General features: G+C 67.3%; 17 protein-coding genes. 8 read left to right on the forward strand and 9 right to left on the reverse strand.

What is annotated here, in order from left to right:
• Positions 1-57 precede the first annotated feature (57 nt).
• Positions 58-2,148, forward strand: coding sequence for an iron uptake transporter permease EfeU (gene efeU / locus ACWEKS_RS28685; protein ID WP_452342955.1), 2,091 nt, complete (start codon positions 58-60; stop codon positions 2,146-2,148).
• A gap of 28 nt (positions 2,149-2,176) precedes the next feature.
• Positions 2,177-3,409 (forward strand): iron uptake transporter deferrochelatase/peroxidase subunit, encoded by a 1,233-nt coding sequence (gene efeB, locus ACWEKS_RS28690; protein ID WP_452342956.1) that lies wholly within the window; start codon positions 2,177-2,179, stop codon positions 3,407-3,409.
• A 21-nt stretch (positions 3,410-3,430) separates the two neighbouring features.
• Here efeB and ACWEKS_RS28695 read toward each other — a convergent pair whose 3' ends face one another.
• The 4 genes from ACWEKS_RS28695 to ACWEKS_RS28710 form a co-directional block, all read right to left on the reverse strand.
• Positions 3,431-4,828, reverse strand: coding sequence for an FAD-binding oxidoreductase (locus tag ACWEKS_RS28695; RefSeq protein ID WP_452342957.1), 1,398 nt, complete (start codon positions 4,826-4,828; stop codon positions 3,431-3,433).
• Between the two features lie 363 nt (positions 4,829-5,191).
• Positions 5,192-5,524 (reverse strand): transglycosylase family protein, encoded by a 333-nt coding sequence (locus tag ACWEKS_RS28700; RefSeq protein ID WP_452342958.1) that lies wholly within the window; start codon positions 5,522-5,524, stop codon positions 5,192-5,194.
• A 67-nt stretch (positions 5,525-5,591) separates the two neighbouring features.
• Positions 5,592-7,085 (reverse strand): flavin-containing monooxygenase, encoded by a 1,494-nt coding sequence (locus ACWEKS_RS28705; RefSeq protein WP_452342959.1) that lies wholly within the window; start codon positions 7,083-7,085, stop codon positions 5,592-5,594.
• A gap of 179 nt (positions 7,086-7,264) precedes the next feature.
• On the reverse strand, positions 7,265-8,737 hold the full coding sequence (locus tag ACWEKS_RS28710; RefSeq protein WP_452342960.1) for a glycoside hydrolase family 5 protein: 1,473 nt from the start codon (positions 8,735-8,737) through the stop codon (positions 7,265-7,267).
• A gap of 287 nt (positions 8,738-9,024) precedes the next feature.
• On the opposite strand from ACWEKS_RS28710, the gene ACWEKS_RS28715 reads away from it, so the two are divergent.
• Entirely contained in the window at positions 9,025-9,921 is an 897-nt protein-coding gene (locus ACWEKS_RS28715; protein ID WP_452342961.1) for a tyrosine-protein phosphatase, read from the forward strand.
• An 18-nt stretch (positions 9,922-9,939) separates the two neighbouring features.
• Here ACWEKS_RS28715 and ACWEKS_RS28720 read toward each other — a convergent pair whose 3' ends face one another.
• Positions 9,940-10,761, reverse strand: a complete 822-nt coding sequence (locus ACWEKS_RS28720; protein WP_452342962.1) for an MmyB family transcriptional regulator — start codon at positions 10,759-10,761, stop codon at positions 9,940-9,942.
• Positions 10,762-10,868: 107 nt separating this feature from the next.
• Between ACWEKS_RS28720 and ACWEKS_RS28725 the strand changes: the two genes are divergently transcribed.
• Positions 10,869-12,107 carry a cytochrome P450 family protein gene (locus ACWEKS_RS28725; protein WP_452342963.1) on the forward strand — a complete coding sequence of 413 codons (1,239 nt, stop codon included), beginning with the start codon at positions 10,869-10,871 and terminating at the stop codon, positions 12,105-12,107.
• A 245-nt stretch (positions 12,108-12,352) separates the two neighbouring features.
• Here the strand turns inward: ACWEKS_RS28725 and ACWEKS_RS28730 are convergent, their stop codons facing one another.
• Positions 12,353-12,559 carry a hypothetical protein gene (locus ACWEKS_RS28730; protein ID WP_452342964.1) on the reverse strand — a complete coding sequence of 69 codons (207 nt, stop codon included), beginning with the start codon at positions 12,557-12,559 and terminating at the stop codon, positions 12,353-12,355.
• Between the two features lie 770 nt (positions 12,560-13,329).
• Here ACWEKS_RS28730 and ACWEKS_RS28735 point away from each other — a divergent pair.
• The 3 genes from ACWEKS_RS28735 to ACWEKS_RS28745 all read left to right on the forward strand — a co-directional run bounded on the left by ACWEKS_RS28735 (position 13,330) and on the right by ACWEKS_RS28745 (position 16,651).
• On the forward strand, positions 13,330-14,748 hold the full coding sequence (locus tag ACWEKS_RS28735) for a cytochrome P450 (protein WP_452342965.1): 1,419 nt from the start codon (positions 13,330-13,332) through the stop codon (positions 14,746-14,748).
• 8 nt (positions 14,749-14,756) lie between these two features.
• Complete coding sequence (locus ACWEKS_RS28740) at positions 14,757-15,749, forward strand: GAF domain-containing protein (protein ID WP_452342966.1); 993 nt, start codon at positions 14,757-14,759, stop codon at positions 15,747-15,749.
• A 503-nt stretch (positions 15,750-16,252) separates the two neighbouring features.
• Positions 16,253-16,651 carry a hypothetical protein gene (locus tag ACWEKS_RS28745; protein ID WP_452342967.1) on the forward strand — a complete coding sequence of 133 codons (399 nt, stop codon included), beginning with the start codon at positions 16,253-16,255 and terminating at the stop codon, positions 16,649-16,651.
• Between the two features lie 146 nt (positions 16,652-16,797).
• On the opposite strand, the gene ACWEKS_RS28750 is transcribed toward ACWEKS_RS28745, so the two are convergent.
• Both ACWEKS_RS28750 and ACWEKS_RS28755 read right to left on the reverse strand, forming a co-directional pair.
• Positions 16,798-18,657, reverse strand: coding sequence for a glycoside hydrolase family 5 protein (locus tag ACWEKS_RS28750; protein ID WP_452342968.1), 1,860 nt, complete (start codon positions 18,655-18,657; stop codon positions 16,798-16,800).
• Positions 18,658-18,951: 294 nt separating this feature from the next.
• A complete protein-coding gene (locus tag ACWEKS_RS28755) occupies positions 18,952-19,062 on the reverse strand; it encodes a LysR family transcriptional regulator (RefSeq protein WP_452342969.1) in 111 nt (36 codons plus the stop codon).
• A 217-nt stretch (positions 19,063-19,279) separates the two neighbouring features.
• On the opposite strand from ACWEKS_RS28755, the gene ACWEKS_RS28760 reads away from it, so the two are divergent.
• On the forward strand, positions 19,280-21,049 hold the full coding sequence (locus tag ACWEKS_RS28760; RefSeq protein WP_452342970.1) for a hydrogenase maturation protein: 1,770 nt from the start codon (positions 19,280-19,282) through the stop codon (positions 21,047-21,049).
• Positions 21,050-21,339: 290 nt separating this feature from the next.
• On the opposite strand, the gene ACWEKS_RS28765 is transcribed toward ACWEKS_RS28760, so the two are convergent.
• On the reverse strand, positions 21,340-22,584 hold the full coding sequence (locus ACWEKS_RS28765) for a serine hydrolase domain-containing protein (RefSeq protein ID WP_452342971.1): 1,245 nt from the start codon (positions 22,582-22,584) through the stop codon (positions 21,340-21,342).
• Between the last annotated feature and the right edge of the window lie 178 nt (positions 22,585-22,762).

Consider the following 22,762-nt stretch of genomic DNA (forward strand, 5'->3'; position numbering starts at 1 on the left):
CGGGGCTGGACGGGGGTGGGCTGGACGGGCATATAGGTATGGCTTACCTTGGCACCCGTGAGTGTTGCCGAGGCTGTGCCGAATCTGCTGATCTGCCTGCGGGAGGGCCTGGAGGCGGGGCTCGTGGTGACCATCCTGCTGGCCGCCGTGCGCCGGCTGTCCACACCTCGACGCCCGGTCTCGACCACGCCGGTCTGGCTGGGCGTGCTCGGCGCGATCTCGGTGGCCGGGAGTTTCGCCGCCGTGCTGACGTATTCGACTGCCGCACTGACCAGTTCGGCCCGGGCCGCCGTCGCAGGCGTGCTGAGCGTGCTGGCCGTGGCCCTGGTCACCGCGATGATCTTCTGGATGCGGCGCACCGGGGCCTCGCTGTCGGGACAGCTGCGCGGCGAGGTCGCGCGGGCCGCGGGACTGGGCGCGGGTGTGCTCGCGGTGACGGCGTTCCTGGCCGTCGGGCGCGAGGGCCTGGAGACCACGCTGTTCGTGTGGACAGCCATCAAGGCGGCCGGATCGACAGCCGCCCCGCTGGTCGGCGCGGCCCTCGGACTGGGTATCGCGATCGCGCTGTGCTGGTTGCTGTTCCGGCGTGCGGTGCGGCTGAACCTCGGTGTCTTCTTCAACCGGACCGCCGTGCTGCTCATCATCATCGCCGCGGGCGTGCTCGCCTACGGCCTCGGTGACCTGCAGGAGGCGGGCTGGCTGCCGGGTGCGCGCTGGATCGCGTTCGACCTGACCGCGCACGTCGACCCGAACTCGTGGTGGGTCTCGATCATCACCGGCATCACCAACCTGTCGCCGAAGATGACGGTGCTGCAGGTGGTGGCGTGGATCGCGTACCTGGCCACTGTGATTCCGCTGTTCGTCCGGGCGGGCCGCACCCCTGCGACCGAGGCCGAGCCGGTGACGAAGCCGGAAACCGAGCCCACCGACAAGAAGCCGGAAACCGAACCCGCGCACGCGGATTGGTGGGAGCGGATCGCCGGTCCGCGTCCGGTGCCGGTCGGCGCGACCCTGGTGCTGGTCCCGGTGCTGGCGGCCGGCACCGCCATCGCCCTGCTGCCCTCGGGCGGCTCCAACACCGCGCGCACGGTCACCGTGACCGCGGATGCGTGTGCGCCGGAATGGACCTCGGCGCACACCGGCACCCAGACCATCGCGGTGCACAACACGTCCGGCAAGTCCGGCGAGATCGATCTGGTCGACGCGGACGGCGCGGTGGCCGGTGAGATCGAGAACATCGGTCCCGGCACCACCGCCGAGCTGACCGCGACCCTGAATCCGGGCAGCTACACCATCGTCTGCCTGATGTCGGGCCGCCCGTCGCTGTCCTCGCCGCGCGTACAGGCCACCGGTCCGCAGACGGACGCGCCGCCGGCCTTCAAACCCGCGCGCGCCAGCGAACTGCACGGGCCGAACGAGGCCTACCAGACGTACGTGCGGGGCGTGCTGACCCGTCTGACCGGTGCCGTCGGCACGGTCGGCCGGGATCTGCGGGCGCGCAATATCCCCGCCGCGCAGGCCGATTGGCTGCTCGCGCTGCAGGAGTGGGAGCGGGTCGGCGCGTCGTACAACAGCTTCGGCGACGCGGGGACCGCGGTCGACGGACTGCCCGGCGGCCTGCCGGACGGCGTCAACGATCCGGGATTCACCGGCCTGCACCGCCTCGAATACGGCCTCTGGCACGGCCAGGGCCCGGATCAGCTGCTGCCCGTGGTCGACAAGCTCACCGCGGATATCGCCGCGATCGGGGACAAGCTGACCAGCACCGATATCGCCGGTGATCCGGCCACCCTGCCGGTGCGCGCCCACGAGATCCTGGAAGACGCACTGCGCGATCATCTTTCGGGCCTGGACGATCAGGGCGCGGGCGCGGCCTATCCGGCGACGCTGGCCGATGTCGAGGTCACCCGCACCGTCCTGGATCAGCTCGCCGTCCCGCTGGACGAGCGTGACCCGCAGCTGCGCCCCGGCCTCGGGTCCAAGCTGGACCAGTTGCGCGCAGCTCTGCTGGCCACCCAGGACAACGGCCGCTGGCGCACGCCGGCGCAGACACCGCAGGCCGCCCGGCAGGCGGTGCTCGCCGCGATCGGTGCCGCCCTGGAAGCGCTGGACCGGGTGCCGCGGCTGCTGGAAACCAAAGCGAACTGACTCTCCACGAAGGACCGAGGCCATCACCATGACTGTCAGCCGCCGCCGCTTCCTCTCCGGCGCCGCCGCGGGCGCCGCCGGAACCGCCCTGACCGCAGGCGTTCTCGTCGAGGGCGCCCGCGTGGACGCCGCCGCCGCGGGCGGGCAGCCCACGATCACACCGGCCTACCCGTTCCACGGCGCGCATCAGGCGGGCATCCTCACCCCGGCTCCGGCCGATCGCCAGAATGCCTCCTGCTTCGCCGCGTTCGACGTGACCGCCGCCAACCGCGCCGAACTAGCCGACCTGATGAAGACGCTCACCGAACGCGCCCGCGCCCTCACCGCCGGTGGCCCGCCGCCGGATCTGGGTCCGAGCCACCCGCCCGCCGACAGCGCCGTCCTGGGACCTGACATCCCGGCCGACGGCTTGACCGTCACCACCGGTGTCGGTGCGAGTCTGTTCGATCAGCGGTACGGGCTGGCTTCCCGGAAGCCCGCGCACCTGACGCCGATGCGGATCTTCCCCGACGACTCCCCGGAAGCGGCCTGGATGCACGGTGATCTGCTGCTGCAGCTGTGCGCCCACAACCCCGACACCATCCACCACGCCATCCGCGATCTCACCCGCCACACCCGCGGCGGGATCCAATTGCGCTGGAAGATCCAGGGCTACAACTCCCCGCCGCGCCCGTCCGGCACCGGCCGCAATCTGCTCGGCTTCAAGGACGGCACCGCCAACCCGACCGGCTCCGACGCCGCCGCCCTGATCTGGGCCGACAGCCCCGACGAGCCCGCGTGGACCCGGGGCGGCACCTACCAGGTGGTCCGTCTCATCCGCATGCTGGTGGAGTTCTGGGACCGCGTCTCGATCGCGGAGCAGGAGAACATGTTCGGCCGCCGCCGCGAATCGGGTGCACCCCTGGACGGCACCAAGGAATTCGACGTCCCCAACTATGCCGCCGATCCCGACGCCACCGTCACCCCCGCCACCGCCCACATCCGCCTGGCCAATCCCCGCACCCCCGACACCGCCGGCCAGCAGCTGCTGCGTCGCTCCTACAACTACGACCTCGGCGTCGACCCGAACGGCAATCTCGCCACCGGGCACATCTTCACCTGCTTCCAGCAGGACATCCAGCGCCAGTTCGAAACCATCCAGACCCGTTTGGCCGGAGAGCCTTTGACCGACTACGTCCAGCCCTTCGGCGGCGGCTACTTCTTCGTCCTGCCGGGCGTCACCGACACCAAGGACTGGTACGCCCGCACGCTGCTGAGCTGATCCGGCACCGCCCGAGCCGGGTCAGACGGTCAGCACGGTGTGGATTCGGTTGCCGGGGTCGATGGTTCGGCGCAGTGCGGCCAGGCGCGGGTAGTTCTGTCCGTAGTAGCGGCCGAGGGGATCGCCGGGTTCGAGGTAGTTGGCATAGGCACCCACCGAGACCGGTGCGAAGAGCTGGTGGGCGGCGGTGACCCAGGCCTGGGCGGTGTCGTGCGGGATCGGTTGGTAGGCGCCCCATTCGACGAGGGCGGCGTGGTTGCGCCAGGGGAAGGCGGTGGCGGTGGGTGCCGTGTCGCGGATCGCGCCGTCGAGGGTGTTGATCTGCACCCAGCCGGTGCCGCCGGCGCGCGAGAAGATCGTCAGGGCTTCGATGATGCGGGCGATGGCATCGGGGGTGAGCTCGGAGACGACGTCGGAACCATTGGTGAAACTCGCCCGCGGTGAGGTGGGGCTGCCGCCCGCCAGATACATGATGGTGTCCATGTGATCGAGGGTCTGCGTGTCGATGGTCGACGGTTGCAGACCGATCGCATCCGTCAGCGCGGCCGCGGCCTGGTCGCCGGACCCGGCCGGGCAGACCATCTGCATCCAGCAGTCCAGGCTGCCGTTGCCGTCGGCGTCGACGCTCACGTCGGCCCACTGGGAGCGGTCCGCGGACTGCAGCCAGGCGGACCAGCCGGCGATCACCTGTGCGGCGCTGTCGCCGGGAAAGGTCAGGCGCACCAGGTCTTTCGACGTCGCGGGACAGGTGTCGAAGGTCAGCGAGGTGACCACGCCGAACAGTGGGCCGCCGCCGCGCAGCGCCCAGAGCAGGTCCGGGCGGGAGGTCTCGGAGACCTCGGCGACGGTGCCGTCGGGCAGCACGAGCGTCGCCCCGGCGAGCCGGTCGCAGGTGAGGCCGTAGGCGCGGGATCCGAAGCCGAGGCCGCCGCCGAGGGCGAGTCCGCTGATGCCGACATCCGGGCACATGCCGGTCGGGATGGTCAGATCCGACCGGTCGAGCTCGCGGTAGACGTCGTACAGGGTGTGGCCCGGTCCCACCACCGCCTGTCCCGCATCGACACTCACGCCGGTGAGCTGCCGGACGTCGATGATCATCGCGCCCGTCGTCGTCGACACCCCCGCATAGGAGTGCCCGCCGGACCTAGCGGCCACGGGCAGGCGGTACTCGGCCGCGAAACTCATGGCGGAGACGACATCGGCGGTCGAGGCGACCTGCACCACGGCAGTGGGTGTTTCGCTGTCGAACCGGGTGTTGAAGACCTGCTTGGCCATCTCGTAGCCGGTGTCGCCGACCCGGACGACCCGGCCGCGGATGAGCCGCTCCAGCCTGCTCCAATTCGGTTTGGCCGCACCGGGTCCGGCCGCGACCGAGACGGGATCGGCATCGGAGAGGCCGGTGAATCCCCACCCGGCCAAGGCGATTCCCAGTGCGCCACACAGAAAAGTGCCTCGCGAGAAGCCGGCATCCGTCGCCCGTACGGATCTCACTCTGCGCATGTGCCCTCCAGGCTCGGTGCTAGCCGGAAAACCATGGCGGGCAACGGATGCACGCCTGCCCGGGACGTCAACTATGTGTGGTTTGCCGCAATTTCCTGCGGATGATCAACAGCCGCCAGGTAATTGTGCCGACCACCCGGGTGGCGAGGCATGAGTTCGACCTAGGCCTAAGACAACTCACAGGCAACCGTGACCGAATTTGCCCGCGTGTCGCTCTAGGTCGTGAAGTTGCGCTCTAGGTAGTGAAGTTGGAGGAGTAGTGGCCTCGGAGGAGTTGTGGCCTCAGAGATAGGACCCGCAGTAGGGCCACGCACCGGGGCCCTCGTGCGCGAGGATCCGTTCCGCGATGCGGATCTGCTCCTCGCGACTGGCGTCGGCGGGATTCCCCCTGCCGCCGTACGCCTTCCAGGTGCCCTGGCTGAATTGCAGGCCACCGTAGTAGCCGTTGCCGGTGTCCGCCCCCCAATCCCCGCCCGCCTCGCACTGGACGACGGCATCCCAATCGTGCCAGCCGGCGGCGAGTGCGGTTGGGGCCGGCCCACAGGTCAAGGCCGTGATCCCAACCGCGAGAGCAAGAAAGTGAACAGGTCTTCGAAACGAGTGCTGTCCGATCATGGCGTATCTCCGCCCTGGTAGCCGAACTCGCGGGAAAGACAACCAGCTGATCGTAGCTGAAAATTTGCTATGATTCGATAATTTTATGCTGACCTGGTAATTGTTTGGTTTGCAGGCGGAAGTCGGCTGGGTCGGGCTCGGACAGCATGGACTCCATGGTGGCGCGGTCGAAGGGGAGCAGATCGATGCTGCCGCCCTCGGTGAAGTACCAGGAGTTGCAGCCGGTGTTCCAGACCGTGGGGCCCATGGCCTCGGCGACCTCGGTCTCGAACCGGTCGGTGGCGTCCTCGGTGACCTCGACGGTGTCGAATTCGCCTGCGCTCCAGCGCTGGATCCACCGGGCGATGTAGCGGGCGGTCACCTCGGCGGCGTGGTGCAGCGGAATGGAACCGGTGGGGGAGTGGGGGCCCAGGACCGTGAAGAAATTGGGGAAGCCGGGGATCGCGGTCATCCGGTAGGCACGCGGGCCCTTCGCCCAGGCGTCGTCGATCGAGATGTCGTCGCGGCCGGTCAGATTCATCGGCCGCATGTAGTCGTGGGCGCGGAAGCCGGTGGCGAGGACGATCAGATCGAGCTCGTGGTGGCGGCCGTCGGCGGTGCGGATACCGGTCGGGGTCACCTCCTCGATGGCCGTGGTGATCAGCTCGGCATTGCGGGCGCGCAGCGCGCGATAATAGGTGCCGGACAGCACCTGCCGCTTGCACAGCGGCTCGTAGTCGGGGGTGAGCTGTTCGCGCAGCTCCGGCTGGAGGATTTGCGTGCGCAGGCTCAGCCGGGCGTACTCCTGGACCGCCCGCCGCCGCCAGCTCGGCCGGGTCACCACGTCGGTGAACAGCCTGGCTCCCGTCATACCTGCCCGGTAGAGCGCGCGATTCACCTGTGGCAGCCGGTTCAGCACCGCGCCGACGATCGCGGGCTGCGGGATCTGCATCGGAGCCCAGATCACCCACTGCGGGCTGCGCACGAAGTGCGTAACGTGTTCGGCCTCCGGCTGCAGCGCCGAAACCACCTGCACGCCGGTCGAACCCGTGCCGATGACCGCTATCCGCCGCCCGGCGGTCGCCACGCTGTCGTCCCAGCGCGCGGTGTGCAGCACCTCGCCGGTGAACTCGGACAGGCCGGGCAGATCGGGTACGGCCGGATGATGCAGCACGCCGGTGGCCGCGATGACGAAGTCGGCCTCGTAGCGGCTCCCGTCGCCGGTCTCGACGAGCCACCCGGACCCGGTGAACGCCGCCGCCACCACCTCGGAATTCAGCCGCAGATGCGGCCGCAGCCCGTACTGCTCGGCCACGTCGGCGAGGTACCGCTGGATCTCCGGGCCGGGCGCGAAGATGTGCGACCAGTCCGGCTTCGGCGCGAACCCGAACTGGTACAGCTGGGAGGGCACGTCACAGGTCAGTCCGGGGTAGTGGTTCCAATGCCACACCCCGCCGACATCGGCCCCCTTCTCCAGGATCACGAAGTCGTCGAAACCGTTGCGCTGCAACGTGATCGCACTCGCGATGCCGGACACTCCGGCTCCGATGATCACGATGCGAGGCTGCCGCGCCGCACCCATCCCAACCTCCTTGTTGGATACCCTAGGAACTCAAATACTGACGGTATTTGGAACCATTGGGTATGTCAATCGGCTGGTACGGGGCTATTGCGCGGTGACTCCCGGCGGGCTGACTGCGGTAGCGCGCGGGCCGGCCGTCGATGGCAGGCCATCGCCGATCGCGCCGGGGCGTCCGATCCTCAGGACTGCTTGATCGAATAGGAGCCAGCGGCGTTCCCGGTCAGCTGCCAGCCGCCCGCCACCTGGGTGAGGGTGAGGTCGGAAACATTGGTGGACCGCACATTCGGGCGCGCGGCGCCGGGGTACCAGGCCTCCACCCGGCCCGTGCCGGAACCGGTGAAACCGGTGGCGCCGACCGTGCTCAGGGTGCCGGGGACCGCGCGCGGGTAGGCGCGGGCCAGCGGCCGGGCGTACCCGGCGGCCTGGCCGAGCGACGCGCCCGACGGGCAGGAGATGCGGTTGAGATTGCCCTGCGGCTGGTTCGTATTGCCGTCGCGCACCGTGTGCGGGTCACCGCACGCCTGCTTCCACGACCACCACGACCCGCCCATGCGATTGGCATCGAGCTGGTCCACGAACCGATCCACCTTGGCCGCATCGGAATTCGGATCCCCGAACCAGCCCCACTCGCCGCTCCACACCGGCGCCCGGTACTTGGCGGCGGCGTCGAGGGCGATCGTGAAGCCCACCTCGATGGTCGGGAAGGCGTTCACGATATTGATGGACTCGCTGTACAGATGCGGCGAGAACACCGCCAGCGGATCGGTGATGTAGTGCGCCGGCGGTGTGGCGTCGATGCCGATGGCTGACCAGATCGCGCTGGGCTCGAAGATGGCCAGGTGCGGCCGGCTGCCGCGCTCGGCCTGCCGGATTGCGGCAATCACCCGCTGGTAGTACCTGCCGAGCTGGTCGGCGGCCGAGAACGGGTCGCGCAGACCGGGATTGGGCTCGTTGAGCAGGTCGTAGCCGGCGATCGCGGGCTCGTCCTTGAACTCGGCGGCCAGCTTCGCCCAGGTGCCGACCAGGTGGCCCTGAATGCCCTGGGTGTCGTCGTAGAAGTTCTGGAATGCGCGGGCCACGGCGGGCGCGGTCTCGCGGACGCCGCCGAAGTTGCAGGTGGTCCAGCCGTCGGTGAGGGTCGCCCACGCGGGCGCGCCGTCCCAGCCGATGCCGGGCTTCATGAACGGCGGGCAGCTCTGCCCCTTGGGTGAGCCGACGGCCTTGCCCCAGGCATCCTGGTGCATGTCCAGCACGGTGTAGAGGCCGTTGGCCTTGGCGTCGTCGACGGCGGTGTGGATGCGGGCCAGGTAGGCCGGGTCGAACGCACCGGGGGTGGGTTCGAGCGCCGACCAGGCCAGGTTCAGCCGCACCACATTGAAGCCGAGCTCCGCCATCTGCGCGAAGTCGGTCCGGTCGAGCGGCGCGACGGCCGGCAGCGCCGGATCGTTCTGCGCGTAGTCGTTGAGCTGATTGACATTCACGCCGCGCAGCAGCACCGTGCGCCCGGTGACATCGGTGATGGTGCCATTGGCGACCGTGAGCTGAGGCAGGGTCCAGCCGCCCGGCTCCGCCGTCGCTTCCTGAGCCGTGAGGCCGGTGAACAACAGCGCCGCCGCGACGGCGGACGCCAGAACTCGGCCTCGTATCAGCATGTCCTACCTCTCCCTGGCGTGAAACCGCGAGGATTTCTCCGGGCGATACCCGGTGCGTGCACGGAAAACCTAGTGGCACAAGGGCTCCGAGGGAAACATCGGGTCCGAACGGATTGACAAGACCGGGTTGTCAATGATGTCCCCCACTGAATGAGACCCGTTGGACTGTTTTCTGATTGGTTTCCGCCGGTTCATCCGGTCCGCGTAGATCTGTCTGCGATCAATTGCGTGTCACGCGTTGTCGCAGATCAGGGCACGGGTGGCAGGCACGAACAGGAGTCTGAGAGTTGTCTGTTTCGTGGCGTCGTAGCGCCGTCGTTGTCGCGCTGAGTGCCGGGCTGCTGGCAAGCCCGTTGCTCGGGAACGTGGTGGATGCCCAGCTGTCGGCGCTGCCGGCGGCGACCGCCAAGCCGAAAACCGATCAGGCGGCGGATGCGCCCCGTCTCGCCAGCGTCGACAATTTCCGCGATGTCGCGGGCACCGGCGCCGGTTACGACGCGCAGGGCAGCCACCAAGTCAACAAGGGGGTGTTCTACCGCTCGAACGCGCTGACCCCCAACGATTCCGACCTGGCCACGCTGAACGGGCTGCACCTGAGCGGCGTCTTCGACCTGCGCAGCAGCAGCGAGATCGCCGCCAAGCAGGACCGTGTTCCGGCCGGTGCGACGTACGTGAACATCCCGATTCTCGGCGGGGATCTGTCCAGCGCCGTGGCGCAGCTGAAGTCGCCCGATGACGCCGCCAACTTCATGCGGGACATCAACCGGCTCTTCGTCACCGGCGCGGACGAGCGGGCGGGATTCGCGAATCTGCTCACCCAGCTCGCCGGTCAGGACGGTCCCGCGGTCTTCCACTGCACCGCGGGCAAGGACCGCACCGGCTGGGCCGCCTACCTGCTGCTGAGCCTTGCCGGCGTCGACTCCGGCACCATCATGAACGACTACCTGCTCACCAACCAGTACTCGGCCGCCTCCATCGCCGCCACCCTCGCCCAGATCAAGGCTGCCAAGGGCGACGCGGCCGCCGCCCTCTACCAGCCGCTGCTCGGCGTGGACCGCAGCTATCTGCAGGCCGGAATCGACCAGCTCACCGCGACTTACGGTTCGGTCGACAAGTATCTGAAGGACGGTCTGGGCCTCGAGGGCCAGACCATCGAACAGCTCAAGCACAAGCTGATCCAGTAGCCGCCCGGCGGCGGGCTGTCAGGAGTCGCCGGCGTCCAGGGGATGGAGCCGGCCCCGGGAACGGACGATCGGCAGCTGGTGCTGCATCTGCCAGTTCTCCATGGTCAGCGAGTACAGCCCGCCTCGAACCCGCAGGCGCGATTGCATATCCAGTGGCAGCGTGTACGTCACGGCCCCGGCTTCCCACATGGTCCGGAAGTCGGGGAATCGCTCCAGCCGTTCGTGGTATTCCTGCGCCCACGAGGTGTGGCCGTAGCGCCCCATGAATCCTCGATGGGTGGCGACTCCGATCCCCACCTGGTCATTCCAGTTGATCATGATTTCCCGAGCCTCGTCGGTGAACGACCACTCGAGCATGTACATCCCCGGCCGATGGGTCGGAAAGGTGTCGTAGTAGGCCTGATTCGCCGTGATCAGCCGGCGCTGCGGCGCGTAGAAGGACACGAGATCGGCTGCCGTCTCGGTCATTTCGGTGTCCATGATCGGTGTCACCGCGGTCTCGAACACCTCGAACTCCGGGATCTCCAGGGCCGGGCCGATTCCGGTGATGGACGGATAGGGCGAGGCGTAGCCGGCCAGATCGCAGATATAGCGCCACTCGTCGTCGCTGGCCTGATAGGTCGTCGCCAGCACCCGCAGGATCCCGACGTCGACCTGTCCGACCTCGTCGCGCTCGACCTTGGTCAGGTAGCTGGCGGTGATATGCGCTTCGGCCGCAGCCTTTTCCCGGCTGAACTTGCGTGCCGCGGGAAGCTCGCCGGTCTCGTGCCTGTGCACCTCTTCGCGCTTGCGCAGAAACGTAAGATGCTGCCCCAACGACTGTTTCGTGGGCTCGTTCACCACTCTCGGCGGATCCTCTCTGGGTACTACATGCAACGCGATTGTATATACGGGCCGGGGATGTTCGGTTCGGGTCGCGCCGGACCCGCCCTGATACATTCCGAAACATGGGGTACGAGATCGGCTCTCCGGCAGACAATTTGGCGACCGAGGTCATTGAACTGACCGATAACTTCTTCGATGACCCGCACACGGTGTACGACCAGCTGCGGGGCAGGGGAGCGGTGCATCGGGTCCGCCTGCCGGATTCCGGACTCGGATGGCTGATCACCGATTACGAGGTCGCCAAGTCCGCGTTCACCGATCCCGCCATCAGCAAGGTCCTCAAGTCCCCCGGCGCCAAGGCCACGGTCGCGGCGGAGGGCGGCGACCGGCATCTCGGCGGCAGCATGTTCGCGGACATGATGGTCTTCTACGACCCGCCGGAGCACACCCGCCTGCGCGGCCTGGTCAACCGGGCCTTCAGCGGACGAGCCATGGCCGAGCTGTCGCCGCGGATCAGTGAACTCGCCGACGAGTTGCTCGCCGACTTGGCTTCCGACCGTGGCGAAGTCGTGGATCTGCTGGAACGCTTCGCCGTCCCGCTCGGCATGTCGGTGATCTGCGAACTACTCGGTGTTCCCAGCACGGACCGCGACGCCTTCCAGCGCTGGTCCACCGCGCTGTTGTCCAGCGAGGAAAGCAACGAGGCCCGCGCCACCGCGGTCATGGATTTCGTCCGCTACATCGACCAGCTGATCCGCACCAAGGACGCGACCCCCGGCCGGGACCTGCTCTCCGAACTCATCGCCGCCCGCCAGGACGACGACCGCCTCAGCCACCGCGAACTGATCAGCATGGTCTTCCTGCTCCTGGTCGCCGGCTTCGAAACCACGGTCAACCTCATCGGCAACGGCGTCGCAATCTTCCTGGCCGACAAGAACCTTCATCAGGCCCTCCTCGCCGACCCGGACCGCATCCCCGCCTTCATCGAGGAGGTCCTCCGCTTCGAGGCCCCCGCCACCGAAGCGACCTTCCGCTACACAACCGCCCCCACCACCCTCGGCGGCATCGAAATCCCCCAGGACCAACTCATCCTCATCTCCATGGCTGCCGCCGACCGCGACCCCGCCCAATTCCCCGACCCCCACCGCTTCGACCTCGACCGCTCCCCCAACCACATAGCCTTCGGCCACGGCATCCACCGCTGCGTAGGCGCCCCCTTGGCCCGCACCGAAAGCGCCATAGCCCTCACCCGCCTCCTATCCACCTACCCCAACCTCGACCTCGCCCCCGACGCCGGCCTCCACTGGCGCAAAAGCCTCATCGTCCGAGGCCTCACCGCCCTCCCGGTCCAGCTGCGCTGACGCCCGAGCGCAAACAGCGTTGGACCACCATGGGCACCGAGATCACCGAGGTCGGCGCCGCTGGTTAGAGCAATAATCATTGCGATAGCAATGATTAGATTGCGTGACACAGCCCATGCCGACGCCGTCTCCGAAGGCAGAGGCTCGCGTCCCCTGGCAGTCCTGCAACTGCTCGAAATCGCCGCGTTCAGTTACCTCATCGGCAATGGGGACCTCCACGGCAAGAACCTGTCGATCCGCCGCAATCACGACGGCATCTGGGAGCCCACACCCGCAAGCGAGCCATCGATCGCAGCCTCACCCGCATCACCACCGCCGCCGAACCATGGGCAGACCGAGTCGCCACCATCGGATTCGGCGACAAAACCACCCACCGGCTGGCCGCCTTGATCACCACCCGCAGCAACGAACTCCGCCCTGACTGAACCGGAAAGCTTCTGCTCGATCGCCAAAGCGGGGCGCCCGGTCTTCCAACGAGCAGCCAAGATGGTTCCGCCAGAGCCTGCTGATGTGGTCGTGAAAGGTCCTCCAGGGCCATCTGTTTCGCTAGCGAATTTCCTCACGGTTGTTGGTTCGCTGTTGGGGGACACAGCTGACCTGCTTGGCGCCGCACGCCGGGTCTCGGGAGTAGTTGGGGGCCGGAGTTCCCCTCCGAGCCCGGCCCCCAACGTCAGGCCGCGGTCAATCCGCGGTGATCATCGAGGCCCCCGGCCTGCGGAGACGGCCTGCATGCGCCGGGCAGATGATTCCTGGCAGACCCACGACAACCGGGTTGCTGCAGGCACCTCGCCGTTGCGTGATCGGCTGCGCCGGCGACTCGGTCTGCACAGCAGAGAGCAGAGCGGGCGCGGGCAGCTGGCGATGCACGGTGGAGATTTCGACGAATTCGATCCGGCGAACCCGATGAGCGATGACCGGCGAATCACGGAGGCGTGGCAATGTCAGCCGTGAACCGTGTTGTGCGCTGGTGCGGTCTTGGATGCTCATTCGTCGTCTCACCTGCTGGTCGTATTGCGCAGCTCAGCAGGACAAACGGGTACATGGATACGCCGTGCCGTGCGCGAGCTTCTTACGTCCAGCTAGGGGAATGAGCCGCCCAGCTTGGCAACAAGCAAATCATGAGGGTAAGGGCTCACGCAACCGACGTGCGGAGGAACTCGGCGCGTGAGCCCGATCGCACTCGGGATGGCAAACAGGGGGCTGGCGTGTTTGAGTGGCACGCATGGAATCGTCAAGTGCCGCGCTGCCTTTGGATGCGCTGCCGCATCCGCCGGGTCGGCTTCCGATCCTCGGCGATGTGGCCAGTGTGGACCGCCACCGCCCGACGCAGCACGAGCTGAAGCTTGCGCAGGGCGGGCTGGGCCCGATCTTCCAGCGCAAGCTGCTCGGCACGCAGTTGATCATCGTGACCGGGGGCCGGCTGGCGGCCCAGTGCAACGACGAAACATCCTGGGGTCGTGTGCTTCTCGGGCCGCTGGCGAAGATCCGGCCGGTCGCCCCGCACGGCATGTTCACGGCCAGCTCGAAAGATCCACTCTGGGGGCAGGCCCGTCGCATCCTCACGCCGGGGTTCACTCAAGCCGCCATGCGCACCTACCATGATGCGATGGCCTCGGTGGCCGATGACCTGGTGACCGAATGGGCCTCGGCCGGCGGGGCCGGTGTGGCTGTTCATTCGGCGATGACCCGCGCCACCCTCGAAGTGATCGCGCGAGCCGGGTTCGGCCGCGACCTGGGGCTTTTCGGCCCCGCAGGGCAGGGTAGCGATTCGCACCGGTTCGTGCAGGAGCTGGGCCGCACGCTGCAGTGGGCCTCGGAATCCACCAACGACCTGCCCATTATCGGCGACGTGCGGGCCGCGCTGCGAGCCCCCGGCGTGCGGCGTGACATTGCCTCCCTGCAGCGCTACGTCGACGAACTGATCGCCGACCGGCAGCGCGAAAACACAAGCGACGCATCCGATCTGCTCGGGCTGATGCTGACAGCCACGGACCCGGAGACCGGGGTGCGGCTGCCCGCGGACAACATCAGGGACCAGACACTCACGTTCTTGATCGCCGGGCACGAAACAACCGCCGCCCTGTTGGAAGTCGCGCTGTACTACCTGGCGCGGAACCTGGACTACCAAGACCGCGTGCGCGCCGAGATGCCCGCGCAGACAACCGATCTGGGCTACGACGACGTGGTGAAGATGCGATTCACGCGTCAGTTCCTCAACGAATGTCTCCGACTATGGCCGCCCGCGCCGGGCTACTTCCGGATCGCGCGCACCGACCAGAACCTCGGCGGCTATCGGATCCCGGCGGGGCGGGCAGTGTTCGTGCTTGCGCTGGCCGCACAGCGCGACTCCGATGTGTGGGGTCCAGGCGCCGCGGACTTCGACCCGGACCGCTTCGATTCCGCCGCGTTGCGCACCTTCCCTGACCGGTTCTTCCAGCCGTGGGGCACGGGCCCGCGCTCGTGTATCGGCCGGGCGTTCGCGCTGCACGAGGCAACGCTGATGCTGGGCCGGCTGGTACACGCCTTCGACCTGGCCACGACCTCCGCCGCGCCCCTGACTCTGCGCGAGCGCGGAACCTTGCGCCCTGACCCGTTCGAATTGACCGCCCGCGGCCGCTCAGTGGCCGCCACCAAGAGGTAGCGCTCTCGATGTCGTGGTTTCTCATCGAGGCCCTGGGGCCTCTGGACACCCCCGCAACCATCGTCGCCAAGGACGGCGAACGCCGCGATTGGGTGTCGCTGCGGTCGCTGCAGCGCAACGAAGGTGTCGATGTCACCGACACCATCGACTGGGTGCGCCGGTCCGGATCGGTCTTCGATCAGGTGGTCTCCGGCCGCGGTGGTCACAGCCGCGTCCAAGCCCTGCCCATCCTCGGCCCCGACGACGAGGTGTATGCCGTCCACCTGTGGGTCGGGGCGCCGGACGAACCCATTCCCGCTCATCGCCCTGCCGCCGGAATCGCATGGTACGCCGGGGATCTGCAAGTTCAGCAGCGCCTCGAGTCATGGATGATGTCCACAGATGATGCCGATGGATTCAAACGGGTTCGCTCGCCCGGTGAATTCTTCCGCAAGGTCGTGAAATTCGATGACGCCACCGCCTTGATAGCACTGGGTACCAACCCCCAACCCGGTGCGCAATTCAGCCAGCACATCGTGGTTCTGCACGACAATGGACGCCTGATGAACTGGCAGACGTTCGCGGTCGGCCGAACCGATTTGGAGCGGCACGGCCTGCGTGGGCTGACACACGATGTCTCCGACGTGGATCCGGTTTCTCTGAGCCCGCACGAAGCGCTCGGCCTGACCGATGAACCCGGGCCGGATGCACCCGCCGCCGCCCTGATCGCGTTCCCGCCCACCGGTGCCCCGCTCATCGCGCAATGGATCGGGCACGTACCCACCTGGATCGACTGGCAACGCGAGGGCGACGCCGAATTGATTCACCGTGACGACTGGGACGCGATCGCGAAAACCGCGGTCATGCTGCAGCCCGGACTGCTCGACTCCAAAACTGTCACCCCCGCGCGGATCCGCGCCCACACCCCCGGCGGCTGGCAACCGGTGACGATCACCTCCCGCCGCTTCCCCGGGGAAGTCGGCAGCCGCCTGCACATCGTCAGGATCGCCCGCGCCGACTAGCGTACGAGCCGGCCGGTATCAGCGATCCGGGCACCCGGACAAGCCCAGGCGCAGGTAGCGTGCGTACGCCGCGCCAGCTTGCATATTGGTTCACCAACGTCTCCGAGTGGCAACTTTGTATCAAGCTTGGTTGCCTCGATGCATTCGCGAAAGATCCTCCGGGGCGGTCGGTTTCGCTGGTGAGCTTCCTCACGGTTACCGGTTCGTTGTTGGGGGACACAGATTTACAGCCGGTCATCCGGATGCCATCCGGGTGTCACCGTGGTGGCACGGTTGATGGTCGAGACTGTTCTTGCACTCGGTGCCGGTCGACGAGCCTCCAATCGCCCGGTGTCCGCACTCGACGCGAATCCTCCGTTCATGCCTCGCGTCGGCCACGGGAACCCGCGGACACCCTGGCACCGAGTGCACCCCTCGTCGTGCGCCCGGAGGTTTGGATGTTCGAATCGTGCTGTTCCCCTTACGAATCGGCCCATGTGCTGAGAGCGCGCTATGGACTTCCGGTGGAGATGTACGCCGACCGCCCGCTGCTCACCGTCGGCGCCGCGGTCGAGGCACTGGCGCTGCCCGAATCACTGGGCGACCGGGTCCGCCTGCGGTTGTGCTGGCTGCCGTCCACACCGGTGGTCGCCGACCCGCGCGACCGCTTCTGGACCTTCCTGGTCGCCCCGCCCCTCCCGTATCACCCCGTACCCCAGCGACTTCGAAGCTTCTTGCAGGAGAACGGCGTAACCATGCCGGACCGCGGCAGCCACATCATGCTGCCGACCTCCGACCACGAGCCGGGCTGGCACTGGGCGAACGAGCCGGAGCCGGGCCGGCTCGGATTGCCGCACCGCGCAGTGGTGCTGGCCGCCATCCGGCTGTCGATCCTCCAGGGCCCGGATCGCGTCCCGGCCTGAACGCCGGGCACAGCGGGCGGGGGGAGTCGTCCGAGTTGTCAATCGGGTTCGGTGGTTTCACGGCCGGAAGGAAAGCCGTTGGCCCGCACCGGATCATCGGCGCGGACCAACGGGTCGTCTGCCTGCCGCAGCGGGCGGGTGCGTGGCTACCTGAGCTTGCGGCAGTACAGGGCGTCCGGATGCCCGTAGCGGGCGTTGGCCCAGGAGAAGGCGATGCCGGCGGCGTACTCGTCCGCGTTGCACTGCCCCTTGTAGTAGCCGTTCGCGTAGTCGCCGCCTTCGCCCGAGGCCGGTCGATTGTCACCGCGGTCATCCCATACGGTGCGGCCGGCACCCGCCAGCGGAATGCGGCCGGGGGCGCAGAGGATGGCCGAGGTGCCATCACCACGCACGCTGTAACCGATCATGAATTGTCCTTCGGCGCACTGATATTTGGTGAAGCCATTGGCCCAGTCGGTTGTCACCTTCTCCGCGGCGACCTTGGTCGCCGACGTATTGGCCTGCCACAGACTGCCCTCGGTGGCGTCGGTGCACAGGCCGCCCTGCCCGCGTGAACTGATCCCGATCAGGCGCTGGTCGTCGGGGCAGACGAGCTTGTGCGCGCCCGGATCCCAATCGTTCGCGGCCCGCAGCGACGCGTTGTGGTCGTCGTGGATGGCATTGAGCATGGACCAGGCTCGCACCGGAGCGACCTGGCCGGCTTTGCCATCGGCCGCCAGCAGCCGTCGCAGGTGCGCGCCCCGCCAGTCGTCGGCGTCCATCACGCTGCGCTTGCTGCCGTCGGTGTCGTAACGCAGCAGACCCCAGGCGTTGCCCTTGTCCTGATGCTGGAAGCCGACGATCGGCCAGTAGGCGAAGTCGAGGTCCCGATTGATCAGATAGTCGACCATGTTCGGGAACCACGCTTTGTCGAGGCCCTCGGCGTCCTTGCCGATCCCGAATTCGCTTACCCACACCGGCGCGGTGAAATGCTGGTCGGGCGTGGTGGCCACGTACCCCGCGAGCTCGTCCATGGATTTGAACAGGTCGTCCCGGGACATGTCCCGGAACCGAGGATCATGGGTCTCGCCCCCGCTCAGGCCGGTCCCGCCGGTGTTGGCCGGGCCGATATAGCTGTAGAAGTGGACCGAGTAGACCAGCTTGTGTGACCGGACCAGCGTCTGCGACAACGACTTCAGATCACGCAGCATCGGTCGCTGGTGCCAGGTCAGATCGGTCGGGATGCCGGACCAGTTGATGCCCTCGATCATGATGAGCAGATTCGGGTTGGCGTCCTTCAGGATCCGATCGCCCGCCCGGTGCGCGGCCGCCTCCCAGTCGTGGCTGTCGCCCAAACCCCAGTTGGGGTTGTCCCAGGTGTCGCGCCGTACCTCATTGCGCAGATCGGCCCCGATCACCCCCGGATCACCCTTGTACCGGGCGGCCATGAATGCCCAGTCGTTCACCCAGGTGTCGGTGTCCTGCCCGGAATTCCAGCGTTCGTTGCCATCGACGGCACAGCACCACCGGGTGGTCGTGGTGTGATTGTTGAGGATGACGCCGAGCCCGGCGCCGGTGAGTGCGGCGACCGCCTTGTCGTATACCTCCAGCGGCTTCAGCCCGTTGAGCGCCGGATTCGCGGTCAGACCTGTCACCGGCCGGTCGTCGGTGATCATCTGATTGGAGAACGGCAGCCGAATGCTGTTCAGCCCCAGGTCCTTGAAGTCCTGGACGATCTTGTCGAGCGGGACGCGGTCGAGTCCGAGCGGTGCGCGATGCCCGATTTCCTGGGCGAAGTTGTTCGCCGGATCCTCGTCGTCGCCGCTACCGGTCCAGGTACCGCTGGACCCGTGCCAGTTGCCCGACTTCAGCTTCACCCGATTCCCGGCCTCGTCGACGATATACCGGCCACGTGTACTCAGCGGACCCTTCAACCCGGTGGGTGCGGCCTGCGCCGCCGGCTCGAGATGAACCGCGGGGGCCAGCAGCAGTCCCGCGGCCAGCAGCAGAATGGTGAAGGCCCTCATCTTTCCTTCCGGGCAGTCTTCGAAGAGCCGAGGGGCAGGCTCCGGCCCGGGTCACAGTCCGGTACGGAACCCGCCCCCGCGAGCAGTTCGCTCGCATCGAAGACGTTAGGAGGCAAAGTATCCGAAGAGAAATCAGTATTTCGAGTCCATTCACAACATCGAGTTGTGATTCTCCTGGGATCGACTGCCATCGCCTGGGGAAGGCAGCGGCGAATCGTTGTTCATCACGACCGGATTCGGCCGAATTCTCCGCGAGCGCAGCGTGACGTCCATCTCGTGCCCCAGCTGCTCGATCTATGTGATCAGACCCTGCTGCGACACATGGAGCCGCTGCGCGGCCCGGGTGAAACTCAATTCCTCCGCGACCGCGGTGAAGTACTGCAACTGCCGAGTATGGACTTCCATGGGGCGCAGTCCAGGCTGGTCAGACGTCTGAAATAAGACGTTTCCGCAGTCCGTCGCTCGGCCCTCCCCGCCGACCGAGGGCAGACGGCGCGATCGGCTCGACCCTTGTTTCCCGAGTGGCGGGCGCGCCCGTAGTGCAATCCGTCCCATAGGGTGCTGCTGATGGGTAGGAGCACCTGAGAGAAATTTCTCTGTTCGTCATTGTTTCGAATTTCTGGTGGGTACCGGTTTGTGTCGCCGCGAGCTCAGTTTAAGGAAACCAATGCGAATCCTGCTTCTCGCAAACGTATTCAACAGCCTCACGCAGCGTATTCACGCGGAATTGCGGCAGCGCGGGCACCGCGTGGGGGTCGAGTTGGCGCTCGGTGGCGACGAGTCACTACGGGCGGGTGTAGCGCGGTTCCGGCCCGAGCTGATCCTTGCGCCGATGCTGACAGTCGCTGTGCCAGAGGATATTTGGTCGGAGAACACAGTGCTGATCGTGCACCCGGGCCCGAAGGGCGATCGAGGTCCGTCGGCGCTGGACTGGGCGATCAGTTCCGGCGCCACCGAGTGGGGCGTGACCGTTCTGCAGGCCGTCGCGGAATTGGACGCGGGTCCGATCTGGGCCTCGGAATCGTTTGTGATGCGGCCCTGCGGGAAAAGTGAGTTGTACCGTACCGAGGTCGCCGATGCCGCGATGTGTGCGGTATTGCGGGCGGTTGACCAATTCGAGCAGGGAGACTTCGAGCCCGAGCCCCTCGACTACGACCGTCCCGATGTCCACGGACGGCAGCGGCCATATCACGCGCAGGAGTTCCGACGTATCGATTGGTCCAGCGACAGCACGGCAGTGGTGCTCCGCAAGCTGTGCGCGGCCGACTCTCAACCCGGCGTGCTGGACGAGCTGTACGGACGCCAGTACTTCGTACACGGCGGGCATCGCGAGGATCGACTACGCGGGGCGCCGGGCGCCGTTCTCGCTACCCGGGATGGCGCGATCTGCCGAGCCACCGTGGACGGCGCGGTCTGGCTACCGCAGCTGCGCAGCCGCCGGATACCCTGCGGCCCAGCGACTTTCAAACTGCCCGCCACCGCGGTGATAGACCGCGAGCTCCTGGCCGGAGTGCCGGACCTTCCCATTTCGGCAGCCGAGGCCGCAACCCGCGACACCTGGTCCGAGCTGCGGTATTACGAACTCGGGACCGTCGGCCATCTCGAATTCTCTTTTGCCGCTGGAGCAATGAGCACAGACCAGTGCCGACGGCTACTCGACGCGTATCGGCAGGCGTGCGCTCGACCGACAACCGTGCTCGTGCTGGGGCCGGCGCGCGACTTCTTCTCCAACGGGATCCACCTCAACGTGATCGAAGCCGCCGCGGACCCCGCCGACGAGTCCTGGCGCAATATCAACGCCGTCGACGACCTGATCGAGGCGATTCTCACGACCACGGACAAATTGGTGATCTCGGCGCTGGCCGGGAACGCGGCTGCGGGTGGAGTGATGCTGGCGCTGGCCGCTGACGAGGTCTGGTGCCGGGAGTCCACCGTGCTCAACCCGCATTACCGGCTGATGGGTTTGTACGGGTCCGAGTACTGGACCTACACGTTGCCACGCCGGGTCGGTACACGGCAGGCCGATCGCCTGATGCGGGAAGCACTGCCGGTAGGTGCACGCTCCGCCGAGGCTCTCGGCCTGGTGGACCGCGTCGTCGCAGGAGATGTCGGAGAGTTTCGTGCCTGGGTGAGGCGCGAGGCCGCCACATTGTCGGCGGCCCTGTCCGCCACAGCGGGTCGACTACTCGAGAAGAAGCTCTGCCGCGCAGTGGACGAGGCGGCAAAACCCTTGGCGGCGTATCGATCCGAGGAACTCGACCGCATGCGTCAGCACTTCTACGGCGCGGGCGAGCCCTATCACCGGCTTCGCCACGACTTCGTGACGAACGCTCGCCCCTCGGCCACACCCGCCCACATTCTCGGACGACTCGCGCAAACGGAGCAGACCTGATGGTTATCGATCAATTCGGGGTGCACACCAGGCGCACCTGGTCGCCGAGCCGACCGGCGTCAAACCGCTGAACTTGCTGTTGTTGCGGCAAGCGTGATCAGCCGTCTCCCAACGTCATATCGCAACGTCGGTACGGAGGGGTTTGTCGAGCCATCGGCATTTCCGTTTCAGTAGCGAGCGTGGAGGCGAGTGGGTCATCCGTCGCCGCGAGGGGGAAGGAGCCGGGCGGCTGCGAGATGGCTTGGTGAGAAGCAGGATTCGATCTCCGGCGAATACGCTGACGCTGCCCGTCAGCTGATCCCCATACTGAGATCCTGCGGTTGGGGGTGTGCGGTGCCGGTGGCGGCGCGGACGACGGGGGCGAGCAGGCGCGGGAGGACGAACTGGTCGCGGGGTAGGTGTCGTGCGTCGGGGAGCCAGTTGTGTACGAGTCCGACGGCGAGGCCGCTGTCGGGGTCGGCCCAGCCGCCGGAGCCGGCGAGCCCGCCGTGTCCGAAGCCTCGTGGGGCGCCCGGGGCGGGGATGGAGTGGTAGCCGAGTCGCCAGCCCATGGGGAGCAGCAGGTTTCGGTCCGGGAGCCAGGTCTGTACGCGCGATATCTGCTGCACTCGTGATCGTGACAGCAGGGGGGTGTCGGTGACGAGCGTGTTGTAGACGGAGGCGACGGCGCGGGCGGTGAATACTCCGTTGGCGGCGGGCATTTCGCCGGTCAGGATGGCTGGGGCGGTTCCGGAGGTGAGCTGTTCGATGCCGTGGGTGTAGATGGCTCGGACGAATCCGGTGCCCGGGAGGGGGATTCGTCCGGCGATCCGCAGGAGGTGGGCGGCGCCGGGGATGCCGAACGGGACGCGTGACCCGTGCGAGGTGGCGACGGTGGTGTTCGCCGATGATGCTGGGGTGCCGAGGTGGAGGCCGTCGAGGCCCAGGGGTTCGGCGAGTTCGGTGCGGTAGAGCTCGCTCATGCCCTTACCGGTGACCGCGCGGGCGATTCCGGCGGCCAGCCAGCCGAAGGAGATCGCGTGGTATGCGGGTATGCCGCGCCATCGGTCCGGTGCAGCGGCGGCGATCCGCTCTTCCATCAGGTGGTGGTCGACCAGCTCGTCGAGGTTCTTGGCCAGCGGGGTGACGTGGGAGAGTCCGGCGCGGTGGCTGAGGACTTCGGCGATGGTGATCTTCTTCTTGCCGTTGGCGCCGAAGGCGGGCCAGTACTCGGCGACCGGTGCGTGGTAGTCGATCAGTCCGCGTTCGGCCAGCCGGTGCAGCACTGTGGCGGTGATGCCTTTGGAGGTCGAGTACGACAGTGCGGCGGTGTTGCGTTGCCAGGCGATGCCGCGGTCCGGGTCGGCGGTGCCGGTCCAGACATCGATCACGGGGCGGCCGCGGTGGTAGACCGCCAGTGCGCCGCCGCCGCGGCCGGTGGAGAACAGCCGCGCGAATGCGGTGATCGCATCGGCATAGCGGGGTGCCCAGGTGCCGTGCACGACGGTGCCGGACGCCTGGGAGTGATCGTGTCGGGAAGGGAGCGGATCGGGCACGTCGTTGTGTCCTTACTTGTTGCCGAATGTCTTTGCAGCACAGACGAATCGAAACTGTGGCGCTAGCAGGGGACGTAGGAAGCCGAGGAGTCGGGGTAGGCGCGCCATGCCCATGACAGTGAGTCGAGCAGGTTGCGTTTGAGTGTGCGCGCATCGCGGGTGTCGCTGGGGCGTTGGA

The sequence above is a fragment of the Nocardia sp. NPDC004711 genome (assembly GCF_053601595.1).